Origin of the sequence: Providencia vermicola (assembly GCF_020381325.1) — a bacterium.
In the GTDB taxonomy this organism is placed as follows: domain Bacteria; phylum Pseudomonadota; class Gammaproteobacteria; order Enterobacterales; family Enterobacteriaceae; genus Providencia; species Providencia vermicola.
The window spans coordinates 89,830-111,242 of record NZ_JAGSPI010000012.1; the positions used below are offsets into that span (position 1 = coordinate 89,830).

Below are 21,413 nucleotides of genomic sequence, written 5' to 3' on the forward strand. Positions count from 1 at the left end.
TAAACTTTACTGAGGAAAATACTATGCGTCGTATTGCTATCGTAGGTGGTGGTCAAGCGGGGATGCCGTTGGCTTTAGGTTTGTTAGATAAAGGCTATTTCGTTACTGTTGCGACAAACCGCACACCAGAGGATGTTAAAAATGGTCGTGTGATGTCGAGCCAATGCATGTTTGACATTTCGCTGCAATTTGAGCGTGATTTGGGGATTAACTTTTGGGAAGACAAATGTCCTCCTGTTGAAGGCATTGGTTTTACTGTTCCTCATCCTGAAAAAGCAGGTGAAAAAGCCATTTCTTGGCGCTCGCGCTTAGACAACTATGCACAAGCCGTCGATCAGCGCATTAAAATGCCTTATTGGATGGAGTTATTTGCAGCACGTGGCGGCAATTTGCGTATTGAAGATGTTGGCGTTGCAGAGCTGGAGCGTTTGGCAGAAACCCATGACCTTGTTGTGTTGGCGGGAGGGAAAGGGGAAATTGTTAAATTGCTTGAACGTGATGAAACGCGCTCTCCATATGATAAACCCCAACGTGCCTTGGCGCTCACTTATGTGCACGGCATGTTGCCAACGCCTGAATACTCCCAAGTGTCGTTTAACTTGATCCCTGGTGTTGGTGAGTACTTTGTGTTTCCATCCCTGACCAATAGCGGTGATTGCCACATTATGGTCTTTGAAGGTATCCCTGGTGGCCCAATGGATCAGTGGGGTGAGGCGCGTACACCGCAAGAGCATTTGGCGTACAGTAAAAAAATCCTTAACACCTATTTGCCTTGGGAAGCGGATCGCTGTCGCAATATCGAATTGACGGATGATAACGGCATCTTAGCTGGGCGCTTTGCACCGACGGTGCGCAAGCCTGTATTAACGTTGCCATCGGGTAAGATTGTATTTGGTTTAGGGGATGCGTTAGTGACAAACGATCCATTAACAGGCCAAGGCTCGAATAACGCGACTAAGGCTTGTAAAGTTTACTATGACGCGATCTTAGCGCACGGTGATAAGCCCTATACCGCACAGTGGATGAACGACACTTTCGAACAGTTCTGGAAATATGGTCGCCATGTTGTGGAATGGACAAACTCATTATTAGCGCCACCAGAGCCACATATTTTGCATCTGTTAGGTGCTGCTCAGCAATTACCATCCCTCGCACACACTATCGCAAATGCCTTTAACTACCCGCCAGTCCTGTTCCCTTGGTGGAAAGATGGGGCTGCATGTGAGGCCTATATTCAATCACAAATGATGGAAGAAGCCCGCGCTTAACGGGGAGGATTGGCTATGTCTATGATTGCAGAGGATACATTTATGTGCGAAAGGGAATGGGGTCATACCGAATTTGAATCGAAAACCTTGCGCAACTTGCTCGGGTGCTACCCAACAGGGGTGGCAATCGTAACGACACGCACCAAAGATGGGCGTGACGTGGGGCTAACCATTAACTCATTTGCCTCGTTATCTCTCGATCCTCCATTAGTTTTATGGAGTCTAGTGAATCATTCACCAAACTTGGCGGTATTTCGTGATTGCTCACATTTCACCATCAATATCTTAGGGCATGGGCACCAAGAACTTGCTATGCGTTTTGCGAATCCACGCATTGAAAACAAGTTTGAAGAGGTGGCTATCCATCTGACCCCTGAAGGCGTGCCTGCCTTGCACGGTGCGATTGCGACGCTGGTTTGTGAAAACCATAAGCAAGACACTCTAGGCGACCATTTATTGATGGTGGGGCATGTGCGCCGTATCAGTAGTGAAACGGGTAAGCCGTTAGTTTTCCACGGCGGTGGCTTTACCGCTTTACATGAATCGCCATTGGCGTAGGAGAAACACCATGAATCAGCAAGCATTGATGACATTCGCTAAAGAATTACAGCAAGGCAATATTCAGGTTGTCGACCTAACACAAACCTTATCGCCATCATTCCCTGCACTGCAATTACCTGAGCAGTTTGGGCAGGTGTGGTCGTTCAGTATGGAGCAAATTTCCCGTTATGACGAGAACGGCCCTGCTTGGTATTGGAATAACTTTAGTTGTGGCGAACATACTGGCACGCATTTTGATGCACCTATTCACTGGATCAGTGGTAAAGACCAAGCGAATAACACGGTCGATACCATCCCTGTTGAAAATTTTGTTGCCCCTGCCGTGGTGGTTGATGCAAGCAAAGAAGTGGCTGAAAATTCAGACTGGGTGTTAACAGTCGAGTTTCTGCAAAAATGGGAAGAAAAGCATGGCAAAATTCCCAAAGCGGCTTGGGTACTTTTTAGAACGGATTGGTCGAAAAAAGCGGATGACCCTGCGGCTTATGTGAGCATGCGTGAAGATGGGGCTCACACACCAGGGCCTTCTCAAGAAGCGGTTGAATGGCTCATTCATGAGCGTGACGTAAAAGGGTTTGGTGTTGAGACCATCAATACTGATGCAGGGCAGTCCTACAGTTGGCCTGTACCTTACCCATGCCACACCTTAATGCATGGCAATAATAAATATGGCCTACAGTGCTTGAAAAACCTCGATAAATTACCACCAACAGGCGTGGTAATTGTTGCGGCACCGCTGAAAATCGAAGGGGGATCAGGTAGCCCATTACGCGTCTTGGCGCTTGTGGGGTGAGGTATGGCAACACTTTCTAACCCACAAGTGATCGTCGTTGGTAGCGGAATGAACTCCTTGATGTGTGCTGCTTTGTTAGCTGTGCGCGGAAAGTCGGTGTTGGTGCTAGAACGAAACGACCGCTTAGGCGGTTGTATTCGGACTGAAAATTTATTTGAAGGTTATACCCATGATTTGCTTTCTTGCTGGTATTCCTTATTTGTTGGCAGTCCTGGCTACCAAGAATTAGAACCACATCTGAAAAAGTATGGATTAGCGTTTGCTCAGTGTGATTACTCAACAGGGTTAGTGCAACCTGATGGACAGTCTATCGCATTGAAGCGGGATGTTGCTGAGGCAGCGAAACAGCTAGATCTTATCGCGCCCGGTGATGGGCTAGCATTTCGTAAAATGGCAGACAAATTGTTTACCCAAGATGCAGCGCTCACGTTTGGTTTATTAGGGCAAAATCCCTATAGCGGTGGCATGTTAAAACTATTGTTTTCTGAATGGCGTAAACGCGGTGTTGATGGATTGCTGGATTTTGCTAAATCAGGTGTGGAAAGCTTTCGCCGCTGGTCAGAGCGTGAATTACAGCACGATTTTAGCCGCGCATTGATGGCGCCATGGGTACTTCATACAGGATTAGGGCCTGATGAAGCAAGCTCTGCGTTAATTGGTAAATTAACCTTTGCAGCTGTTGTTGCTGGTGGGATGCCTGTCGTCAAAGGCGGCAGTTATCGCATCGTTGAGGCTTTTGCAAAAGTGATTGAAGCCCATGGTGGCGAGCTTAAAACGGGAATGCATGTTGAGAAAATAGTGACTCAAGGTGAGGGGAAAAATAACCGTGCGACAGGCGTTATCGTTAATGGGCAAATGATTAATGCCATCGAAAGTGTGGTATGTAACGTGACCCCAACGCAGCTGTATGGCTCATTACTCGATAATGTGTCTCCTCAGGTGATGGAAAGAGCAAAAGGCTACCGCTATGGTCGTGCAGGCATGCAAATTCATTTTGCGTTAAGTGCGCCACCACCTTGGTGTAATCCCGAATTATTAAATGTGCCTCTTGTTCATTTTACCGAAAGCATGGAGCAGGTCTGCTTATCTGTCACTCAAGCTAATAATGGTTATCTACCTGAAAAACCAACGTTTGGCATTGGGCAACCTACTACGTTAGATCCCAGCCGTGCACCAGATGGCGGGTGGATTTTATGGATCCAAATGCAAGAATTGCCAAGGCGACTAAAAGGCGATTCCGCAGGGGAAATTCGCATCCCTGAAGATGGGCGGTGGAATGAAGACGTACGAGAGGCGGTCGCGGATAGAATTCAGCAACGTTTAGAGTTAGTTATGCCTGGTTTTTCTTCGTTGATCGTGGGGCGTCACGCAATTTCTCCAGCAGATTTAGAAAATTATAACTGTAATCTTGTCGGTGGCGATCCCTACTCAGGTACTTGTTCCCCCGACCAGTTTTTCTGGTTACGGCCTTTTGCAGCATCAGGCCAAACAAAAACACACCAAACGGCAGTTAAAAACCTTTTTCATATTGGTGCATCAACACATCCAGGGCCCGGTCTTAGCGGTGGTTCAGGTTACCTTGTTGCGCAAAAATTGGCGAAAAAATAGGACATAAATAAAACGCAAGGGAACCGCGAGATAACAGGCAAAGCACACACAGTAAGACAACCCACTATGGCAGGAAACATGATGAATAAAAAAATAATCAGTCAGCTTGTTGCAGGTTCGTGTCTCAGCATACTTTCGTTTGGTACCCTCGCGACGGAAGGGGGCGGGCTAGGAATTTATCCTGATGGTCTCGAAAACTTTATGTCAGGTGCATTACCTCCGCAAGGTGTACATGTGCTGATGTATGGTGGAAATGCCCATTATGACAGCATTCGCGATAATAAAGGGGATAAAATTCCTGTGCCAGGTTTTAGCGTGAATGTGAATGTATTGGCTCCCCGCTTAATTTGGGTAACGGATCAAAAAATACTGGGTGGTGATTTAGCCTTCCATACCATCGTGCCATTATTGGATGTCACCGCAAAAGCGGCAGGTAAAAAAGAGACGAGCCGTGGGCTAGGAGATGTAACGTTTGGACCTGCACTGGGCTTCCATCCTTCGGCTGATTTACATTATGTGGTTGGGTTAGATGCCTATGCACCGACAGGAAAATACAGTAAAACAGACCCTTCTAGTTTAGGTAAAAATTATTGGGCGTTACAACCCGTGTGGGCAATTAGCTATATTCCCCCTGTGGGCGTGAATGCGGATTTAAAAATGATGTATGACTTCAATTTTCGCAATAACGACACGAAAACTCGCTCAGGGCAAGCCTTTCATGCAGATTATGGTTTAGGTTGGGGGTTTGGTAATGGGTGGGTAGCAGGGATAGGCGGCTATGCTTTTTGGCAAACAACGGATGACAGTGGCCCGAATTCGGCCCAAGGAAAAGCGCGTGCTTATTCCATCGGCCCTTCAATTCGCTACGCGAATTCACAAGGCTGGTTGTTTACTGCTAAATGGGAAAAAGATTTTGAAGTCAGAAATCGCCCAGAAGGTTCACAAATTTATTTAAAAGCCTCTATTCCTTTCTAACTATTTAATTTTATTGATTTGAATGCATAGCATAATAAAAACCATGCTGTGCATTTTTATTTATGCTGTAAATATATAAATGATATTCTTTGTGAATAAAAAGATAAAAATGTATCTTTATATTTAAATGAAGGTTTAATGTAATTTAACTTCCATTTTATTGGTGTAAGTTAAATTAACTAATTTATCCTTAATATTGAAAATAGAGTTGACTTAATGTTTTAAGTGTATATTATCTCGCTCGATTTTTAGTTTTAATATAAACTAGCATTAAATGTTCTATATTAAGGTGCTCTTATTGTATTGATTTTAATTGGTTTATTTTATCATGGTGTTTTAATTATTTGAAAAGATAACATTTTTACTTTAACGTAAAAAATTATATGAATGCTTTATGGCCTTATTTTTGAATTTTTATGTGTGGGTTGAAAATTAATTAAAAATCTGAATAACGTATTTTTCATTTTTGTCTCTATATTAGATACCCCTCTATACTTTAGAGTAAAGAGGGGTTTTTTTCTTATATTTTAATATCAGATTATATACAACAGCTTAATAAATATAATAATTATTGTTATTAAGCTTTTTTTATACTTTGACTTGGTGATTCACCATAGCGTTGTTTATATTCAGCGCTAAAACGGCCCATATGTGCAAACCCCCAACGTAGTGCGACTCCGGTGACATTAGTAGCCTCACCTGATAATAACTCTGCACGCACACGCTCCATACGCAAATCACGTAAATATTGCATGGGGCTAATATCTAAAAACTCTTTAAACCCGGCATATAAGCTACGTAAACTGACACCTGCAATATGTGCTAATTGCTCCACTGTAATTGGCTCATGGGCATGAGCTTCTAAGTATTCCTGCACGCGGCGAACATGACGGGGACGGATTGTCGCTCGGCGTAAGCTCGAATCTTCAGTATAGTTATGGGCGTGCGTAGAAAGTAGCGTAACAGAGACTAATTGCTCCACTTGTGTGGCAATTAACTTATGTTGCAGAAGATCAGGGGTTCTCGTAGCGCATTCAATCAGGTAATTCATCAGCGTACGCCATTCAATACAAGATTGCCATGCAAAGCCTAATTCAAACACGAGTGGTTTATCCAGCGTATGACCAAGTTGGCCTACTAATGATCTCTCTAATAATGATCGAGAAATTCTTAACATGCATTGGTCGTTATCACTATTCCAACGCATGGTTGTTGACTCTTCAGGGCTTAATAAAGAAGCCATTTGCGGTGTAGATTCTAGACGTTTTCCACCACTTTCAATGATCGCACTGCCTGCAAGTGGCATTTGTAAAAGGAAAAAATCCTCTAATTTTCCTGGTGCAATTGTCACATCCGCGCCATAGCGTAAGCGGCTTAAGGAAATATCACCCATAGGAATATAATGCATACGTGCATCAAGGCGTTGATGGGGATTGAGTTGATGAAATTGGTGCGGTTTCATTACTCGACCTACCATTGATTTTATTTCTTCAGGATCAGCGGATGTAAATAACAAACGTTCTGACGAACAGATCTGATTTTCAATCTGAGGTGCAGATGAATGGGACCACGAGTTGCTCAACATCGAAGGTACCTCCAAAATGAGTCGCCAACCCCCCAGTGACTGATTTAAGTAGTGGATTGGCTATTTTTGCTTATTATGGATTTTCTCAATGAATTCAATTAATTATTTTATTTAAGGCAAAAGTGCTTTAGGCTTTTATTCAACATACTTTATTTTATTTATTATGATGATTAACCTTTTTATTATTAACATTTTATTAAAATATTTTTAACCAACTGCCAGTTGAACATATCATAAACAATTTTTCTTACCTAGCTAAATATGTGCAAAAACTATCCAGAAAGTGCAAGAAATCAGAAACAGTGTGGTTATTGTGATTTCCATAACAATATAAAAAATAAAGTTATTTTTATTTTATTTCAGTAAAATATATATGATTAATCATATTGTTTGATCTATTTGTATTTAAATTTCACTTCTGATTAGTTTTATTATCTTAAAATTAACATTTTTGTAGTTTAAAACGCCAAAACCTTTTTTATTGTAGGGTTAATTGACTGTTACTTAATGATTTTACGCCTTTTTTATACATTATCTTTTGTTCTTCTTTATGGGCTGTTTCTTGTCGTAAATCTCTCTTTTTCTCTTGTTTTTAAAGGTGATTTGTCCCTTATCTGCAGGGCTTATCCACTCTCTGCATAAATTCAATTTACATGATTAATCATGGATTGACCTCTAATTAACAAAAGAGATACAACTAAGAAACACAAAAAAGATAAAAAACGTTCTGACGTTGACTGGTGAGGTTAAAATGGCTGAGCGCTCGTTTGTTCAAGAAGTTCAAAAGTTACGACAAGGGCAAGGTGATGTTTTCAGTGGTGAAGGCATTCTTGCAGTGACAAAAGCCTTATTAGAATCTGGTGTTTCCTATGTTGCAGGGTATCAGGGCGCACCAATTTCACATCTCATGGATGTTCTGGCAGATGCACAGGATATTCTGTCTGAATATGGTATTCGTTTCGAAAATAGTGCAAGCGAAGCGACTGCTGCCGCAACGTTAGCTGCTTCTGTTAATTATCCTTTGCGCGGCGCGGTAACATTTAAAGCAACTGTTGGAACAAACGTTGCTTCCGATGCGCTGGCAAACCTTGCGTCAGGCGGCGTATTAGGTGGCGCACTGATTATTGTTGGGGAAGATTATGGTGAAGGTTCCTCAATTATGCAGGAGCGCAGCCATGCATTTGCGATGAAATCACAAATGTGGTTACTCGACCCTCGCCCAAATTTACCTTCGATTGTTCAAGCAGTTAAAGATGGTTTTGATTTATCTGAGGCCAGTAATACGCCCGTTATGCTGCAAATGCGTATTCGTTCATGTCATGTGCATGGGCAATTTGTTTGTGCAGATAATCAGCATCCAAAATTTACAGTTAAAGATGCACTTGAAAACCCAACTCGCGATGTGAGCCGCATTGTATTGCCGCCTGCGAGCTTTTTGCATGAAAAAGAGAAAATCGAAGCACGTTGGCCAGCGGCTGTTAAGTTTATTCAACAACGTGAATTAAATGAGTTTTTTGCTGAGGATGCTGATGATGTTGGCATCGCGTTACAAGGGGGCTGCTATAACACATTGATCCGCGCGCTTAACCAGATTGGTTTAGCCGATGTGTTTGGTAATAGCAAAATTCCACTATACGTCATGAATGTTGCTTACCCATTAATTGATGAGGAATTTGAACGTTTTTGTCGTAATAAAAAAGCGATTTTAGTGTTGGAAGAAGGACAGCCGAATTTTGTTGAGCAGAATGTAGCTAGCATTTTACGTCAGCGAAACATCGATATTGAATTACATGGTAAAGATATGTTGCCAATGGCGGGAGAGTATAACACGGCAACGGTACTTGCAGGTCTGCGTTCTTTTTTTGAACGATACGGAAAAATAGAACCTCAAGTCAAAGCGGCTGCGAAACAAATTCGTATTCCAACAATTAACATTGCTGCTGGGCAAACCGAAGAATCATTGCCTGAATATGTCAATGCAGCAGAACCAACACTTGATGAAACTGTGCATGCGCGCCCACCAGGGTTTTGTACAGGTTGCCCTGAAAGACCTATTTTTACAGCAATGAAACTGGTTGAGCGCGAACTTGGTGAACACCATGTCAGTGCTGATATCGGCTGCCATTTATTCTCTATTCTTCCGCCATTCAATCTCGGTAATACAACAATGGGGTACGGCCTGGGTGGTGCAGGAGCAGCGGCATTAAATGCCAAAGCAGGGAAACGCGCGATTTCAGTCATGGGGGATGGCGGTTTTTGGCATAACGGCTTAACCAGTGGTATCGCTAATAGCGTATTTAATCGTAGTGATAACTTAACCATTGTTATTGATAACAGTTATACATCAGCAACGGGTGGGCAAGACATCCTGTCATCAACAGCCCTTAACCCAACCCGCAGCACAGGCCATGAAATCGAAAAAGCAGTGAAAGGAGTCGGTGTGAATTGGGTGAAAACCATCAAGCGCACTTATGACTTAAAAACAATGACTAATACATTGCGTGAAGCACTGACCACCGATGAGAAAGGCCCTAAAGTACTGATTGCGCAAAGTGAATGCATGTTAAATCTACAGCGTCGTGAAAAGAAAAAAGTTCGTAGCGATGTTGCTGCAGGAAAACGTGTTGTCCGTGAGCGCTTTGGTGTTGATCCTGACACCTGTACGGGGGATCACTCCTGTATTCGCCTTTCGGGTTGCCCATCGTTATCGATAAAACCAAATCCAGATCCATTAAGAACAGATCCTGTGGCGACTGTGATGGACAGCTGTGTGGGATGCGGTTTATGCGGTGAGGTCTCACACGCTGCCGTTCTCTGCCCTTCGTTTTTTAAAGCACAAATTATTACCAATCCAAATCGCTGGGACAAATTACGCCACCGTGTCCGCGGTTGGTTTATTGGCTATCTACAACGTCGTGATGCACGTCGTCGTGCAGAACTCAGTTTCTAAGGGGGCATAAATGCTTTTATCTTCATCATCAATCGCATTACAGCCCATTAAAATCGCCATTTTAGCCATGGGGGGGGAGGGCGGCGGCGTTCTCGCGGACTGGATTGTTAATTTAGGCGAAGAGAATGGCTATTTCGCACAAACTACCTCTGTACCAGGCGTTGCTCAACGTACAGGAGCAACGATTTATTACGTTGAATTGTTCCCTGGCGCGGATAACCCAGAAACGCCAGCACCTGTTTTGGCATTGATGCCAATGCCAGGTGATGTGGATGTTGTCCTTGCCTCTGAACTCATGGAGGCAGGTCGCTCTGTTCAACGTGGTTTTGTTACGCCAGAACGCACAACGTTAATTAGCTCTACACACCGTGTTTACTCTATTGCTGAGAAATCAGCCATGGGTGACGGTCGGGTTGATAGCCAAGCATTGATCCGCCACGCGGGGCTTGCAGCTCGCCAATTCATTCACTTTGATATGGCGCAAGCTGCTCAGGAAAGCGGTAGCGTGATCAGCGCAGTATTATTTGGCGCTTTATTTGGTTCAGGTGTTTTACCTTTTAGCCGCGCGCAATTTGAAGAAACCATCGTGCGCGGTGGTGTCGGGGTAAAACCCAGCCTGCGTGCATTTGCACTTGGCGCTGAAAAAGCCGCGCAACCCGAAGAGGCATACCAAGCTCAATCAGCTCAAACAGTTTCGTCACCCCCTAAAAATAAACAAATTTCTGCGTTATTAGCGCGTATTGATCATGAATTCGCTCCTCATGTTCATTATTTAGTGACGGAAGGTGTTCGCCGGTTAGTTGATTACCAAGACCCTGCTTATGCCGCGTTGTATTTAGACCGCCTTAACAACCTATTTGCGCAAGAAGGTGGCCAAGATGAACGTTTACAACGAGCACTTGCTCGCCACTTAGCATTATGGATGTCTTATGAGGACACCATTCGCGTGGCTGACCTCAAAATTCGTGATAGCCGATTCACCCGAGTACGTAATGAAGTTCACGCTAAAGATAACCAATTATTGGATATCAATGAATTTATGCATCCACGTATTGAAGAGATTTGCGAAACGCTTCCCAAGAATTTAGGTAATTGGTTGATGAAGCCACATTGGTTTCACAAAGCGCTTCGCAAACTTACGCAACGGGGGCGAACAATCACTACCAGTTCTTTGTGGGGGTTTTTACAGTTATATGTGCTCGCCGCTTGGAGAAAAGGCAGACGCTCAACTTTACGTTATCAATTAGAAAATCAGCGAATTGAAAAATGGCTCGCAGCAGTGGTTGATGCCGCACGGACAAACCCCGCTTTGGCAACTGAAATTGCGCAATGCCAACGGGTAGTAAAAGGCTATAGCGATACTCATGCGAGGGGTTTGCGTAACTTTCAGGTTTTGATGGACATCGTGACGCAACAAGGTAGCAAATTAGCACCGATTAGCTTACGCGAGTTACGTGAAGCTGCGCTTGCTGATGAATATGGTCATGAATTAAAGAAATGTCGCCAACGTTTGGCTATGGATTAAGGATAACATCATGAGTTTATTGAAATTTACTAAACCCCATAAGATCCATTTCTCTGAGTGTGATCCTGCTGGGATCGTGTTTTACCCACAATATTTTGTGATGTTCAATAACCTCCTTGAACGTTGGATTGATGCGCTGATCCCCCAAGGGTTTGCGGGATACATCCTCGAACAACGTTTCGGGTTACCTACTGTGCACCTAGAGGCTGAGTTTAAAGCCATTAGCCGCATGGGGGATGACGTCATCTTAGAGTTGGTAGTTGAGCGAATTGGGCGCAAGTCACTCACGCTGCGCCAACGTTGTATCAGTGTGACGGGGGAGCTGCGCATGCAAGTGACACAAACCTACGTTACAACGTCGTTGATTACACACCAAGCGATTCCTATTCCAGAGGCCTTACATCAGGCACTCACGGCTCAGTCAGCGGTATAAAAAAAGGGGTACTTTCATGAATATAGTGTGTATTGGCGGGGGACCCGCTGGGCTGTACTTTGGGCTACTGATGAAACTGCAAAACCCACAGAACCGCGTAGTGGTTGTTGAGCGCAATCGCCCGTTTGACACGTTTGGTTGGGGTGTCGTGTTCTCTGATGCGACGCTTAACAATTTGCGTCACGCTGACCCCGTGTCTGCGCAGACAATTTCTGCGGAGTTTAGTCACTGGGACGATATCGACATTCACTTTAATGGTGTCTGTAATCGCAGCGGTGGGCACGGGTTTATTGGGATTGGCCGTAAAAAGCTATTGAATATCTTACAAGATCGTTGCCTTGAGCTGGGAGTAGAGCTGGTATTTGAAACCCAAGTAACGGATGACCAAGCCATTGCGCGTGAGTACAACGCGGACTTACTGATTGCCTCTGACGGGATTAACAGCGCGGTACGTACCCGCTATGAAAATGTCTTTAAACCCGACATAGACCCACGTCGTTGCCGCTTTGTCTGGTTAGGCACCAAAAAGATTTTCGATGCCTTTACCTTCTTATTCGCCAAAAATGAACACGGTTGGTTTCAAGTTCACGCGTACCAGTTCCAAGAGGGGTTATCGACCTTTATCGTTGAAACCACCGAAGAAACATGGCTCAAAGCGGGTATCGATCAGATGTCCCAAGAAGATGGCATTGCGTATTGTGAAAAACTGTTTGCCCCGTGGTTAGATGGGGAGAAATTGATTGCCAATGCAGCGCATTTGCGCGGTGCAGCAATTTGGATCCGTTTCCCTCGGGTGATTTGTGATAACTGGGTGCATTGGACACAACCTTCACCAAGTAAAGACGTACCTGTGGTGCTGATGGGGGATGCAGCGCACACCGCCCACTTCTCTATTGGGTCAGGCACTAAACTGGCCTTAGAAGACGCGATTGAATTGTGCGAAAGCTTGAAAACCACAGAAGGGGATTTGCGTAAAGGGCTTGAACATTACCAAGCGGTACGCAGTGTAGAAGTGCTAAAAATTCAAAATGCAGCGCGTAACTCGACAGAGTGGTTTGAAAATGTTCGTCGCTATGAAAACCTTGCCCCTGAGCAGTTTGCCTACTCACTGCTAACACGTTCTCAGCGCATTTCCCATGAAAATTTACGCGTTCGTGATGCAGCGTGGCTGGATAACTATGAGCAGTGGTTTGCTACGCAAGCAGGCGCAACAAGGCACGTTCCTCCAATGCTTACGCCATTTCAGGTGCGCGATATTACGTTGAACAACCGCGTTGTGGCCTCGCCGACTTTGTTGTACAGCGCCATTGATGGCGTGGTGGGGGATTTTCACACAGTGCATTTGGGAAGCCGTGCCTTAGGTGGTGTGGGATTAGTAATGACCGAAATGACGGCTATTGCTCCAGATGCTCGTATGACATTGGGATGCCCAGGGTTATGGAATGATGAGCAGGCGGTGGCGTGGCAACGTGTGACAAAATTTGTGCATCAACACAGTACGGCCAAAATCGGCATTCAGTTGGGGCATGCAGGGCGCCGTGGCTCAACCCAGCGGGGGTGGGAGCAGGAAAACCACCCATTGCCGAGTGGGAATTGGCCGCTCGTTTCTGCTTCTGCCTTGCCGTATTTACCGAACGTGTCTCAAACGCCAGCGGCTTTAACAGAAGCGCAAATGGCGACGGTGATTGACCAATTTGTGGCAGCAGCTAAACGGGCAGACCATGCGGGGTTTGATTGGTTAGAGCTGCAAGCGGGGCATGGCTATTTATTGTCGAGCTTCTTATCGCCACTGACGAATAAGCGCACTGATAACTTCGGGGGTAACCTTGAAAACCGCCTGCGTTTCCCACTGGCGGTTATTCAGGCGGTACGTCACGTGTGGGGGAAACCGTTGGCGGTACGTATTTCGACCATCGATTGGGTTGAGGGAGGCACTACTGTGGACGAGGCCGTATTGATGGCCAAGGCGATGAAACAAGCGGGTGCGGATCTTATCGATTGTTCATCAGGAGAAGTGTCACCTGAACAAAAACCCGTATACGGACGTATGTTTCAAACACCGATGGCAGACCGTGTGCGCAATGAGGCGGGAGTCCCTGTGATAGCGGTGGGGGCAATTACGGATGCTGACCAAGTCAACAGCATTATTGCCGCGGGTCGTGCCGACCTTTGTGCTTTATCTCGCCCGTTATTATCGGATCCTGCGTGGCTGCTGCACGAATGTGCCCGTCACGGTTGGGAGGTCACGTGGCCTGCGCCGTATGAATATGGGCGTCAACAGCTGTTGCAGCAAGTCAAATCCAACGGGCGTTAATCGCCCCGTGAATGAGGAGAACGAGCCGATGAACATGAAATCCCATGACCAATACCGTGAAAGCGTGGCAGGCCGCGCAGATGTAGCTGATACCCCTGAGCTTGTGGCGTATTACCAAGAGTTAGCTGACCTGAAAACGGGGGCTTTGTGGACGGTAGCAAACAAGATTGAGCCATGGCAGCCGCAGTCGTCGTCAGTCCCTGTGTTGTGGCGTTACCGTGACTTGCGTGAACATGTATTGCGTTCAGTGGAGCTGGTGACCCCTGAAAAAGCGGGGAGGAGAGTGGTCTATCTCAATAATCCCGGTCGTCAAGATGTGGCGGCAGCCGTGGGCTGGTTGTACTCTGGCTTGCAAGTGATGCACCCAGGGGAAGCAGCATCTGCCCATGCCCACTCCTCTTCAGCACTGCGTTTTATTATGGAAGGGCGCGGGGCGTACACCATCGTGGAAGGGCAAAAGATGATGCTTGAAGCGAATGATTTTGTGTTAACCCCGAATGGGACGTGGCACGAACACGGTGTCGCAGAAGATGGCTTGCCATGCATTTGGCAGGATGGGCTGGACATTCCGCTGGTCAATGCGATGGAAGCGGGTTTTTACAAAGTCCATCCTGACTTACACCAAGCACACACGCGCCCTATTGATTACCCTGTGGGGATGTGGGGCGGTACCGCCTTGCGCCCACACGATATCGGCTGGGATAAACCCTATTCGCCATTATTTAAATACCAATGGGGGCCAACCTATGAGGCACTGTGCCGCGCCGCAAACGTGGCCGACGGTTCGCTATTTGATGATGTACTAATGCATTACACCAACCCTGTAACGGGTGGGCACGTGATGCCCACCATCGGTGCGAGTATGCAGTTGCTGCGCCCAGGGTTTGTGGGCAAAGCCCATCGTCACACGGGGAGCTTTATTTACCAAGTGGCGAAAGGCCAAGGGTATTCGATTATTAATGGACAACGCTTTGATTGGCAAGAACGGGATATTTTCTGTGTGCCATCGTGGATGTTCCATGAACATGTGAACACCTCACAGACTGATGATGCGTGCCTATTCTGTTTTAACGACTTACCCGTGATGCAGTCATTGGGGCTGTATTACGAAGAGGCTTTAGTGGACAACGATGGCCATCAAAAAGTGACGAGCTAGGTGGCGGAGTAAGGGGCAATATTCACGTCCTAATCTCGATGGAGTTATTTACCTAATTGATTTTATTAGTTTATTTTTATTCGATTAACCGATTTTACGTGAAACAGGCTGGCAGCGAGATGCTGTGAGCCGAGGAGAAAACACCATGCGCTTAATTACTTACCGTTCTGATATCACTGCTGCAGCTCGCTTGGGAGCGATTGTTGACCACCAAGTGGTTGATTTAGCTCGTCTTGCTGAAGAGCAAGGGCAATACTTGCCAGACAATATGTTGGACTTTATCGATTTAGGGCCGCAAGGGGTGCGTGCAGGGACTGAACTGCTTAATGGTTTTGACGGGCAATTTCCCGCAGGAACCGCATGGCCAGTGCAAAACGTGAAAATCTTGGCACCGATCCCACGTCCCCGCAAAAACATCTTTGGTATTGGGCTCAATTATGTTGAGCACGTGGCAGAATCCAGTCGTACCTTAGACACATCGAAAGAGCTTCCTAAAGAGCCCGTGATTTTCTCTAAGCCACCAACCACAGTGATTGGCCCAGGAGATGCAATTGAACATAACGCTCAAATTACCCAACAACTGGATTGGGAAGTGGAGCTGGCGGTGATTATGGGGACGCGAGCCAAAGGGGTTTCAGCGAAAGATGCACTGAACTATGTGTTTGGTTATAGCCTCATGATTGATATGAGCGCCCGCGATTGCCGTCGTGCTGGGCAATGGATTTACTCAAAAGGGCAAGATACTTACGCACCGTTTGGCCCATGTATTGTTACTGCGGATGAGATTCCAGACCCACACACCTTGGACTTAAGCTTAAAAGTTAATGGCGTGACTAAGCAATCATCCAACACCCGTCATATGTTGTTTAACGTGAACGCGTTAATTGAAGATATCAGCAAGGGGATCACTCTTGAGCCAGGGGATATTATTGCCACAGGTACCCCTGAAGGTGTGGGGGCAGGACGTTCACCGCAAGAGTGGGTGTGGCCAGGGGATGTGATTGAGGCATATGTACAAGGCATTGGTGAGCTGCGTCATCCTGTAGTGGCGGTATAAAAAAGGAGCTAAAGCATGTTGAACTTAGCGCAATTTAAAGCCGCAGCGGTGCAAGCGGCCCCTGTGTTTTTGGACACGAATGCCACTGTGGATAAAGCCTGTCGGCTGATTGAAGAGGCGGCGGATAACGGTGCCAAATTAGTGGCGTTTCCTGAAGTGTTTATATCGGGTTACCCGTATTGGAGTTGGGTGATGAACCCGATTGACGGCAGCCCGTGGTTTGAAAAACTGTGCAAATCGGCCATTGAAGTTCCAGGGCCAGAAATCCAAAAAATCGCCCAAGCTGCGGCGCGTCACCGTATCAATGTGGTGATTGGCGTCAATGAGCGTAACCCGCACGGTATTGCCACCTTGTATAACACGTTGGTGACCATTTCTGATGAGGGTAAAATTCTGGGGCGTCACCGCAAATTGGTGCCGACATGGGCGGAAAAACTTACATGGGCAAATGGCGATGCGTCTTCGTTAAAAGTGCACCAAACTAGCGTAGGGCCACTGGGTGCCTTGGCGTGCGGTGAAAATACCAACACTTTGGCGCGCTTCGCGTTATTGGCACAAGGGGAATTAGTGCACATTGCCAGCTATATTGCACTGCCTGTGGCTCCGAAAGATTATGACATGGCTGAGGCCATCCGCCTGCGTGCGTCGGCACATTGTTTTGAGGGGAAAGTGTTCACCATCATTTCCTGTTCGACGGTGTCGGCGGAGATTATCGACGCGATGTCAGCGAGCCACCCTGAAGCGCGTGATCTGTTGGCTCGCCCAAACAGTGCATTTTCGGGCATTATCGGCCCCGATGGTCGTGTGGTGGGGGAACCACTGATTGATAAAGAAGGGATTGTGTACGGTGATATTGATTTAAACCGTTGTATTCAACCGCGGCAAATGCACGATATCACGGGGCACTATAACCGCTTTGATATCTTCGATTTACAGGTAAATCGCCGTCCATTGAGTGCTGCCCGCTTTTATGGCGAGGGGCAAAGTGTGGATGAATTAAATCCCATGACTGAGAGCGATGAACCGTTTGGGGAGAAAAAATGATGAGTCTGGCACGCACATTTCGGATTGGGCAGATTGTTCCGTCCTCGAACACCACCATGGAAACGGAAATTCCTGCTATTTTACGAGCACGGGAAGCGCAGTTTGCGGAGCGTTTTACCTTTCATTCCAGTCGTATGCGGATGAAAAAAGTGACCAAAGAGGAGCTGGCCAAAATGGACTCTGACAGCGACCGCTGCGCTCTTGAGCTATCGGATGCGGCGGTGGATGTCCTAGGGTATGCCTGCTTGGTTGCCATCATGAGCATGGGGAAAGGTTACCACCGTGTATCGGAAAGCCGTTTACACCAACGTACGGTGGATAACGGGCACCCCGCACCGATTGTGACCAGTGCGGGGGCGTTAGTGGATGGGCTACATGCCATTGGTGCAAAAAAAGTGTCTATTTTGACACCATACATGAAGCCGTTGACGCAATTAGTGATTGAGTATATTGAAAGCGAAGGCATTGAAGTGGTGGACAGCATTTCGTTGGAAATCCCTGATAACTTAGCGGTAGGTAGGCAAGACCCGCTGGCGCCAGTGGAAATCACTAAGCGACTCAACACCAACGTGGATGCGATAGTTGCATCGGCTTGCGTGCAAATGCCATCATTGCCATCAGTGCAATTGATTGAAGACCGAGTGGGTTTGCCTGTACTGTCTTCTTCAGTGGCGACAACCTATATGATGTTGAAAAAGCTTGGCTTAGAGACTCGGACTGATGGGTTTGGGTCTTTACTCAGTGGAAAGTTTTAGCTGAATTATCGTCTCCTTCTGCTACTCTTGAGGGGCTAGATTAAATGCAATTATGCATAGCGCGTATCGAGAGGGACAGATGTCAGACTCAAAGGTTTTTGTTGATAATTATTTGCCTGCCCTATTAGGGCAGGCATGGATGTTAGTTTCATCTGAATTTCATGCAATTGTTGAAAAAAAAGGGTTATCGGTATTGGAGTGGCGGGTGTTATCAACATTGGCGGGTAATGGCTCGATGGGGATCACTGAACTATCGCAAAAAACAGTTAGTAAACAACCCACAATTACTCGTGTTTTACAACGCTTAGAACAGCAAGGGCATGTGCTGCGCCACAATAATCATAGTGGGAGTGATAAGCGAATTACATTGGTGAGTGTTACCTCCAGTGGGATGGCATTAGTTGATGGTCTCTTAGTTGAAGCACAACAACATGAAGAGGTGGTACTCGCTCCACTAGGTTTGCGTAAGAGTAAGATGCTCAAAGAAGTCTTACAGGAGTTAATTGAGCGTCATAGCTTAGAAAGTGTAAGTGAGACAGGAAATACTGAGAAAAAAACAGTCAGCAAAAAACAAATAAGAAATAAAAATAACGCTAAAAATTCAATTGAATAATCAATTAATGACAACTTAGATAGCTATCTTATCTTAGATGAATGGTTTTTGTATTACAGATGCTTTTATTGTTAATTATCAAATTGATAGATAACTTTCTCACACTTGGTGACACTATTGGGATAAATGGTAACCTAATGATAGATAGGTAATTTCTGAATTTTGTTTTTTTTGTATCTGTTAATTAATTGCTACTTTACATTGATTCAATTTATCTATTAACTTCATTACTGATAATTAATGATTAGCTAAATATGGAGCAATCAATGTCAGTTGTGACACTTGTACTCGTTTTTTTACTTGCGGTTATTGTGAGTGTATTTATCTCGCGATTGCTCAAAGATATTATTCCATTACCCCTTATTCAGATAGCGCTGGGAGCAGGGCTGTCTCTGTATGGTTTTACGGTTGAATTTGAGCCTCATTTATTCCTGTTCTTATTTATTCCACCATTGCTGTTTCTTGATGGCTGGCGTATTCCAAAAGAAGCTTTATTCCAAGAAATTAAACCGATTATGTCATTAGCGATAGGCCTCGTTGTGGTTACTGTTATTGGCATGGGGTTCTTTATTCATTGGTTAATTCCTGCCATTTCATTGGCCGTTGCTTTTGCGCTTGCCGCAATTTTATCACCGACCGACCCTGTTTCGGTTTCTGCGATGACAGTAAACTCGCCGTTACCATCAAGGATGGCACACATACTGGAAGGCGAGTCACTGCTCAACGATGCAACAGGTTTAGTCTGCTTTAGCTTTGCCGTAGTGGCCGCGTTAACGGGGACATTTTCCCTTGCTTCAGCGGCGGGAGAATTCGTCTTTGTCGCATTCGGTGGAATTTTAATTGGCTTAGTAGTCGCTTGGGCAATTGGTTGGTTAAACCAATTTTTGGTTAAGCGTACAGGTGAAGAACCTGCTATCCAAATCATGATCAGCCTGCTAATGCCGTTTACGGCTTATTTACTTGCAGAGCACTTGCATGTATCTGGTATTTTAGCCGCGGTTGTTGCGGGTATTGCTATGCACTATGAGAAAATTGCAGGGCGTATGCAGGCCGCGACACGGATGCAAAGTAAAGCCGTTTGGGACACTGTTCAAACGGCATTGAATGGGATGATCTTTATTTTGCTGGGTGAGCAATTACCAGGTATGTGGACAAACATGCCAGAAGTTGCGGCCGCCGCAGGAGCAAGCCATCCTTGGATGTTATTTGTTTATGTTGCAATTATTACAGTGGCACTGGCAATCTTACGTTTTAGTTGGGTTTGGATCTCAATGACCTTGACCGTATTCCATAACCGTCGCCGTGGTAAAGAAGCGGATGTGGTGCATATTCGCATGATGGCGATTATGGCGACGGCTGGTGTACGAGGTGCAATTACATTGGCGGGTATTTTAACACTGCCATTATTGATGCCTGACGGTTCTTTATTCCCGAATCGTGATGTGGCGATTTTCTTGGCAATGGGCGTTATCTTGTGTTCATTGTTGATAGCCAGTATTGCATTACCGATTTTAACAAAAGGTTTAGTCCAAGATTTACCGTATGACAATGATGAAATTCGTGCTCGGTTAGCGCTAAATGAAGCGGCTATGGCCCACTTACGTGAGCTAATGAACCACCCTTCAGAGGATATGGATGAAATCGCCATGCGTACCGAGGTTGGGGCACAATTGTTAGAAATTTATGGTAGACGACTCGATAATACCGATGAAACAGAATCTGATGTATATGATTTACATCGAATGATTGAGATGGAACGACAAATGTCTAATTCTGCATTGAAAGCAAAACGTGAAGCGTTATATCTCATGCGGAAAAATAAAAACATTAATGAGCGGGTTTATCACCGTTTACGCGATGAATTGGATCTGAAAGAAGAAACGCTGAATCACCATAAAAACGGTAAACACTAGTTTATTTTCAAAACCTATCCAACCTGCAGTCAAACCTAATCGGTTTGTCAGCAGTCTGAGGCCTGAATATGTTCAGGCCTTTTTCTGAACAATATAAATGAGAGTGAAAACCGTATTTGACTAATTATATTGATGGCTGATAAGTTAGTGTTAATTCTATTTAGGAAAAAAATATGTCACAGGTTGTCGCACGTTTAAGCATGATTATTACCATCACTTAGTGGTGGGGGTAATCGACAACCGAAACCCGCCAGGCAAGGCGGGTTTTTTGTTCCTTGTCTGGTCAATTATCAGCAAGGAAATATATATGAATTTAACTGGATCACCACAACTCTCTGATAACAAAGCTCGTTTGCATTTTCTCTGTGGGAAAATTGCGTCCGGGAAGTCAACGCTTGCCAAACAGTTAGCTAAGCAGCCTCGGACGGTTTTATTGAGTGAAGATGAATGGCTTTCGACGTTGTACCCTAATGAAATCACTGAGCTTGCCCACTATATTGCCAAAAGTACGTTGGTGAAAAAAGTGTTGGAAAAACATATCAAACAATTGATGGATGCTGGTAATACGGTAGTGATGGACTTCCCCGCGAATACGCCGAATCAGCGACAATGGTTAAAGTCACTCGCCCAATTATCGGATGTGCCGTATGTTTTTCACGTTTTACAGGTTGACAGTGATGAGTGCAAAGCACGCCTTGCAGCGCGTAATTTAACAGGTGAAAACCCTTTTCACACCTCAGACACACAGTTTGATTTAATCACCGCACATTTTTCTTACCCTGCGCCAGATGAACTATTAAATTGTCAGTTTTATCCTAAATAGGGGATATTTTCAGCGGTCTAACTTGTTCGTAGACTGCTGAAAA

At 45.4% G+C, this 21,413-nt stretch carries 17 protein-coding genes; 16 read left to right on the forward strand and 1 reads right to left on the reverse strand.

The annotated features are described in order from the left end of the window. Positions 1-23 precede the first annotated feature (23 nt). The 5 genes from KDJ85_RS17165 (at position 24) to KDJ85_RS17185 (ending at position 5,202) form a co-directional block, all read left to right on the forward strand. Complete coding sequence (locus KDJ85_RS17165) at positions 24-1,268, forward strand: styrene monooxygenase/indole monooxygenase family protein (protein ID WP_225820687.1); 1,245 nt, start codon at positions 24-26, stop codon at positions 1,266-1,268. 15 nt (positions 1,269-1,283) lie between these two features. Next, positions 1,284-1,826: a flavin reductase family protein gene (locus KDJ85_RS17170; protein ID WP_225820688.1), complete on the forward strand. Its 543-nt coding sequence runs from the start codon at positions 1,284-1,286 to the stop codon at positions 1,824-1,826. 10 nt (positions 1,827-1,836) lie between these two features. Next, complete coding sequence (locus KDJ85_RS17175; RefSeq protein WP_225820689.1) at positions 1,837-2,619, forward strand: cyclase family protein; 783 nt, start codon at positions 1,837-1,839, stop codon at positions 2,617-2,619. Between the two features lie 3 nt (positions 2,620-2,622). Then, positions 2,623-4,227, forward strand: coding sequence for a phytoene desaturase family protein (locus KDJ85_RS17180; RefSeq protein ID WP_225820690.1), 1,605 nt, complete (start codon positions 2,623-2,625; stop codon positions 4,225-4,227). Positions 4,228-4,308: 81 nt separating this feature from the next. After that, complete coding sequence (locus KDJ85_RS17185) at positions 4,309-5,202, forward strand: SphA family protein (protein WP_225820691.1); 894 nt, start codon at positions 4,309-4,311, stop codon at positions 5,200-5,202. Positions 5,203-5,779: 577 nt separating this feature from the next. Here the strand turns inward: KDJ85_RS17185 and KDJ85_RS17190 are convergent. Next, positions 5,780-6,787, reverse strand: a complete 1,008-nt coding sequence (locus KDJ85_RS17190) for an AraC family transcriptional regulator (protein ID WP_225820692.1) — start codon at positions 6,785-6,787, stop codon at positions 5,780-5,782. 751 nt (positions 6,788-7,538) lie between these two features. Here KDJ85_RS17190 and KDJ85_RS17195 point away from each other — a divergent pair. From KDJ85_RS17195 to KDJ85_RS17245, 11 genes are all read left to right on the forward strand, one after another. After that, positions 7,539-9,737, forward strand: a complete 2,199-nt coding sequence (locus KDJ85_RS17195; protein ID WP_225820693.1) for a thiamine pyrophosphate-dependent enzyme — start codon at positions 7,539-7,541, stop codon at positions 9,735-9,737. A 10-nt stretch (positions 9,738-9,747) separates the two neighbouring features. Then, the gene (locus tag KDJ85_RS17200; RefSeq protein ID WP_225820694.1) at positions 9,748-11,262 is read left to right on the forward strand and encodes an indolepyruvate oxidoreductase subunit beta family protein; all 1,515 of its coding nucleotides are present in this window, start codon (positions 9,748-9,750) and stop codon (positions 11,260-11,262) included. 10 nt (positions 11,263-11,272) lie between these two features. After that, positions 11,273-11,695: an acyl-CoA thioesterase gene (locus tag KDJ85_RS17205; RefSeq protein WP_225820695.1), complete on the forward strand. Its 423-nt coding sequence runs from the start codon at positions 11,273-11,275 to the stop codon at positions 11,693-11,695. A 16-nt stretch (positions 11,696-11,711) separates the two neighbouring features. Then, complete coding sequence (locus KDJ85_RS17210) at positions 11,712-14,009, forward strand: bifunctional salicylyl-CoA 5-hydroxylase/oxidoreductase (RefSeq protein WP_225820696.1); 2,298 nt, start codon at positions 11,712-11,714, stop codon at positions 14,007-14,009. A 28-nt stretch (positions 14,010-14,037) separates the two neighbouring features. Continuing rightward, a complete protein-coding gene (locus tag KDJ85_RS17215; RefSeq protein WP_225820697.1) occupies positions 14,038-15,165 on the forward strand; it encodes a cupin domain-containing protein in 1,128 nt (375 codons plus the stop codon). A 145-nt stretch (positions 15,166-15,310) separates the two neighbouring features. Then, positions 15,311-16,222: a fumarylacetoacetate hydrolase family protein gene (locus KDJ85_RS17220; RefSeq protein WP_225820698.1), complete on the forward strand. Its 912-nt coding sequence runs from the start codon at positions 15,311-15,313 to the stop codon at positions 16,220-16,222. A gap of 15 nt (positions 16,223-16,237) precedes the next feature. Then, positions 16,238-17,266 (forward strand): carbon-nitrogen hydrolase family protein, encoded by a 1,029-nt coding sequence (locus KDJ85_RS17225; protein ID WP_225820699.1) that lies wholly within the window; start codon positions 16,238-16,240, stop codon positions 17,264-17,266. Beyond that, positions 17,266-18,021, forward strand: a complete 756-nt coding sequence (locus KDJ85_RS17230; RefSeq protein ID WP_275967696.1) for a maleate cis-trans isomerase family protein — start codon at positions 17,266-17,268, stop codon at positions 18,019-18,021. The genes KDJ85_RS17225 and KDJ85_RS17230 overlap by 1 nt, the downstream gene beginning before the upstream one ends. A gap of 79 nt (positions 18,022-18,100) precedes the next feature. Then, the gene (locus tag KDJ85_RS17235) at positions 18,101-18,634 is read left to right on the forward strand and encodes a MarR family winged helix-turn-helix transcriptional regulator (protein ID WP_225820700.1); all 534 of its coding nucleotides are present in this window, start codon (positions 18,101-18,103) and stop codon (positions 18,632-18,634) included. Between the two features lie 266 nt (positions 18,635-18,900). Continuing rightward, a complete protein-coding gene (locus KDJ85_RS17240) occupies positions 18,901-20,547 on the forward strand; it encodes a Na+/H+ antiporter (RefSeq protein ID WP_206086283.1) in 1,647 nt (548 codons plus the stop codon). A 307-nt stretch (positions 20,548-20,854) separates the two neighbouring features. Continuing rightward, positions 20,855-21,370, forward strand: coding sequence for a P-loop nucleotide/nucleoside kinase family protein (locus tag KDJ85_RS17245; RefSeq protein ID WP_225820701.1), 516 nt, complete (start codon positions 20,855-20,857; stop codon positions 21,368-21,370). The last annotated feature ends 43 nt before the right edge of the window (positions 21,371-21,413 follow it).

What these genes read in the sequence shown, in the direction of transcription:
- KDJ85_RS17185 (WP_225820691.1), top strand. Translation starts at nt 4,309, where the DNA reads ATGAATAAAAAAATAATCAGTCAGCTTGTTGCAGGTTCGTGTCTCAGC.
- KDJ85_RS17170 (WP_225820688.1), top strand. Translation starts at nt 1,284, where the DNA reads ATGTCTATGATTGCAGAGGATACATTTATGTGCGAAAGGGAATGGGGT.
- KDJ85_RS17180 (WP_225820690.1), top strand. Translation starts at nt 2,623, where the DNA reads ATGGCAACACTTTCTAACCCACAAGTGATCGTCGTTGGTAGCGGAATG.
- KDJ85_RS17235 (WP_225820700.1), top strand. Translation starts at nt 18,101, where the DNA reads ATGTCAGACTCAAAGGTTTTTGTTGATAATTATTTGCCTGCCCTATTA.
- KDJ85_RS17165 (WP_225820687.1), top strand. Translation starts at nt 24, where the DNA reads ATGCGTCGTATTGCTATCGTAGGTGGTGGTCAAGCGGGGATGCCGTTG.
- KDJ85_RS17215 (WP_225820697.1), top strand. Translation starts at nt 14,038, where the DNA reads ATGAACATGAAATCCCATGACCAATACCGTGAAAGCGTGGCAGGCCGC.
- KDJ85_RS17190 (WP_225820692.1), bottom strand. Translation starts at nt 6,787, where the DNA reads ATGTTGAGCAACTCGTGGTCCCATTCATCTGCACCTCAGATTGAAAAT.
- KDJ85_RS17220 (WP_225820698.1), top strand. Translation starts at nt 15,311, where the DNA reads ATGCGCTTAATTACTTACCGTTCTGATATCACTGCTGCAGCTCGCTTG.
- KDJ85_RS17205 (WP_225820695.1), top strand. Translation starts at nt 11,273, where the DNA reads ATGAGTTTATTGAAATTTACTAAACCCCATAAGATCCATTTCTCTGAG.
- KDJ85_RS17245 (WP_225820701.1), top strand. Translation starts at nt 20,855, where the DNA reads ATGAATTTAACTGGATCACCACAACTCTCTGATAACAAAGCTCGTTTG.
- KDJ85_RS17200 (WP_225820694.1), top strand. Translation starts at nt 9,748, where the DNA reads ATGCTTTTATCTTCATCATCAATCGCATTACAGCCCATTAAAATCGCC.
- KDJ85_RS17210 (WP_225820696.1), top strand. Translation starts at nt 11,712, where the DNA reads ATGAATATAGTGTGTATTGGCGGGGGACCCGCTGGGCTGTACTTTGGG.
- KDJ85_RS17240 (WP_206086283.1), top strand. Translation starts at nt 18,901, where the DNA reads ATGTCAGTTGTGACACTTGTACTCGTTTTTTTACTTGCGGTTATTGTG.
- KDJ85_RS17175 (WP_225820689.1), top strand. Translation starts at nt 1,837, where the DNA reads ATGAATCAGCAAGCATTGATGACATTCGCTAAAGAATTACAGCAAGGC.
- KDJ85_RS17195 (WP_225820693.1), top strand. Translation starts at nt 7,539, where the DNA reads ATGGCTGAGCGCTCGTTTGTTCAAGAAGTTCAAAAGTTACGACAAGGG.
- KDJ85_RS17230 (WP_275967696.1), top strand. Translation starts at nt 17,266, where the DNA reads ATGAGTCTGGCACGCACATTTCGGATTGGGCAGATTGTTCCGTCCTCG.
- KDJ85_RS17225 (WP_225820699.1), top strand. Translation starts at nt 16,238, where the DNA reads ATGTTGAACTTAGCGCAATTTAAAGCCGCAGCGGTGCAAGCGGCCCCT.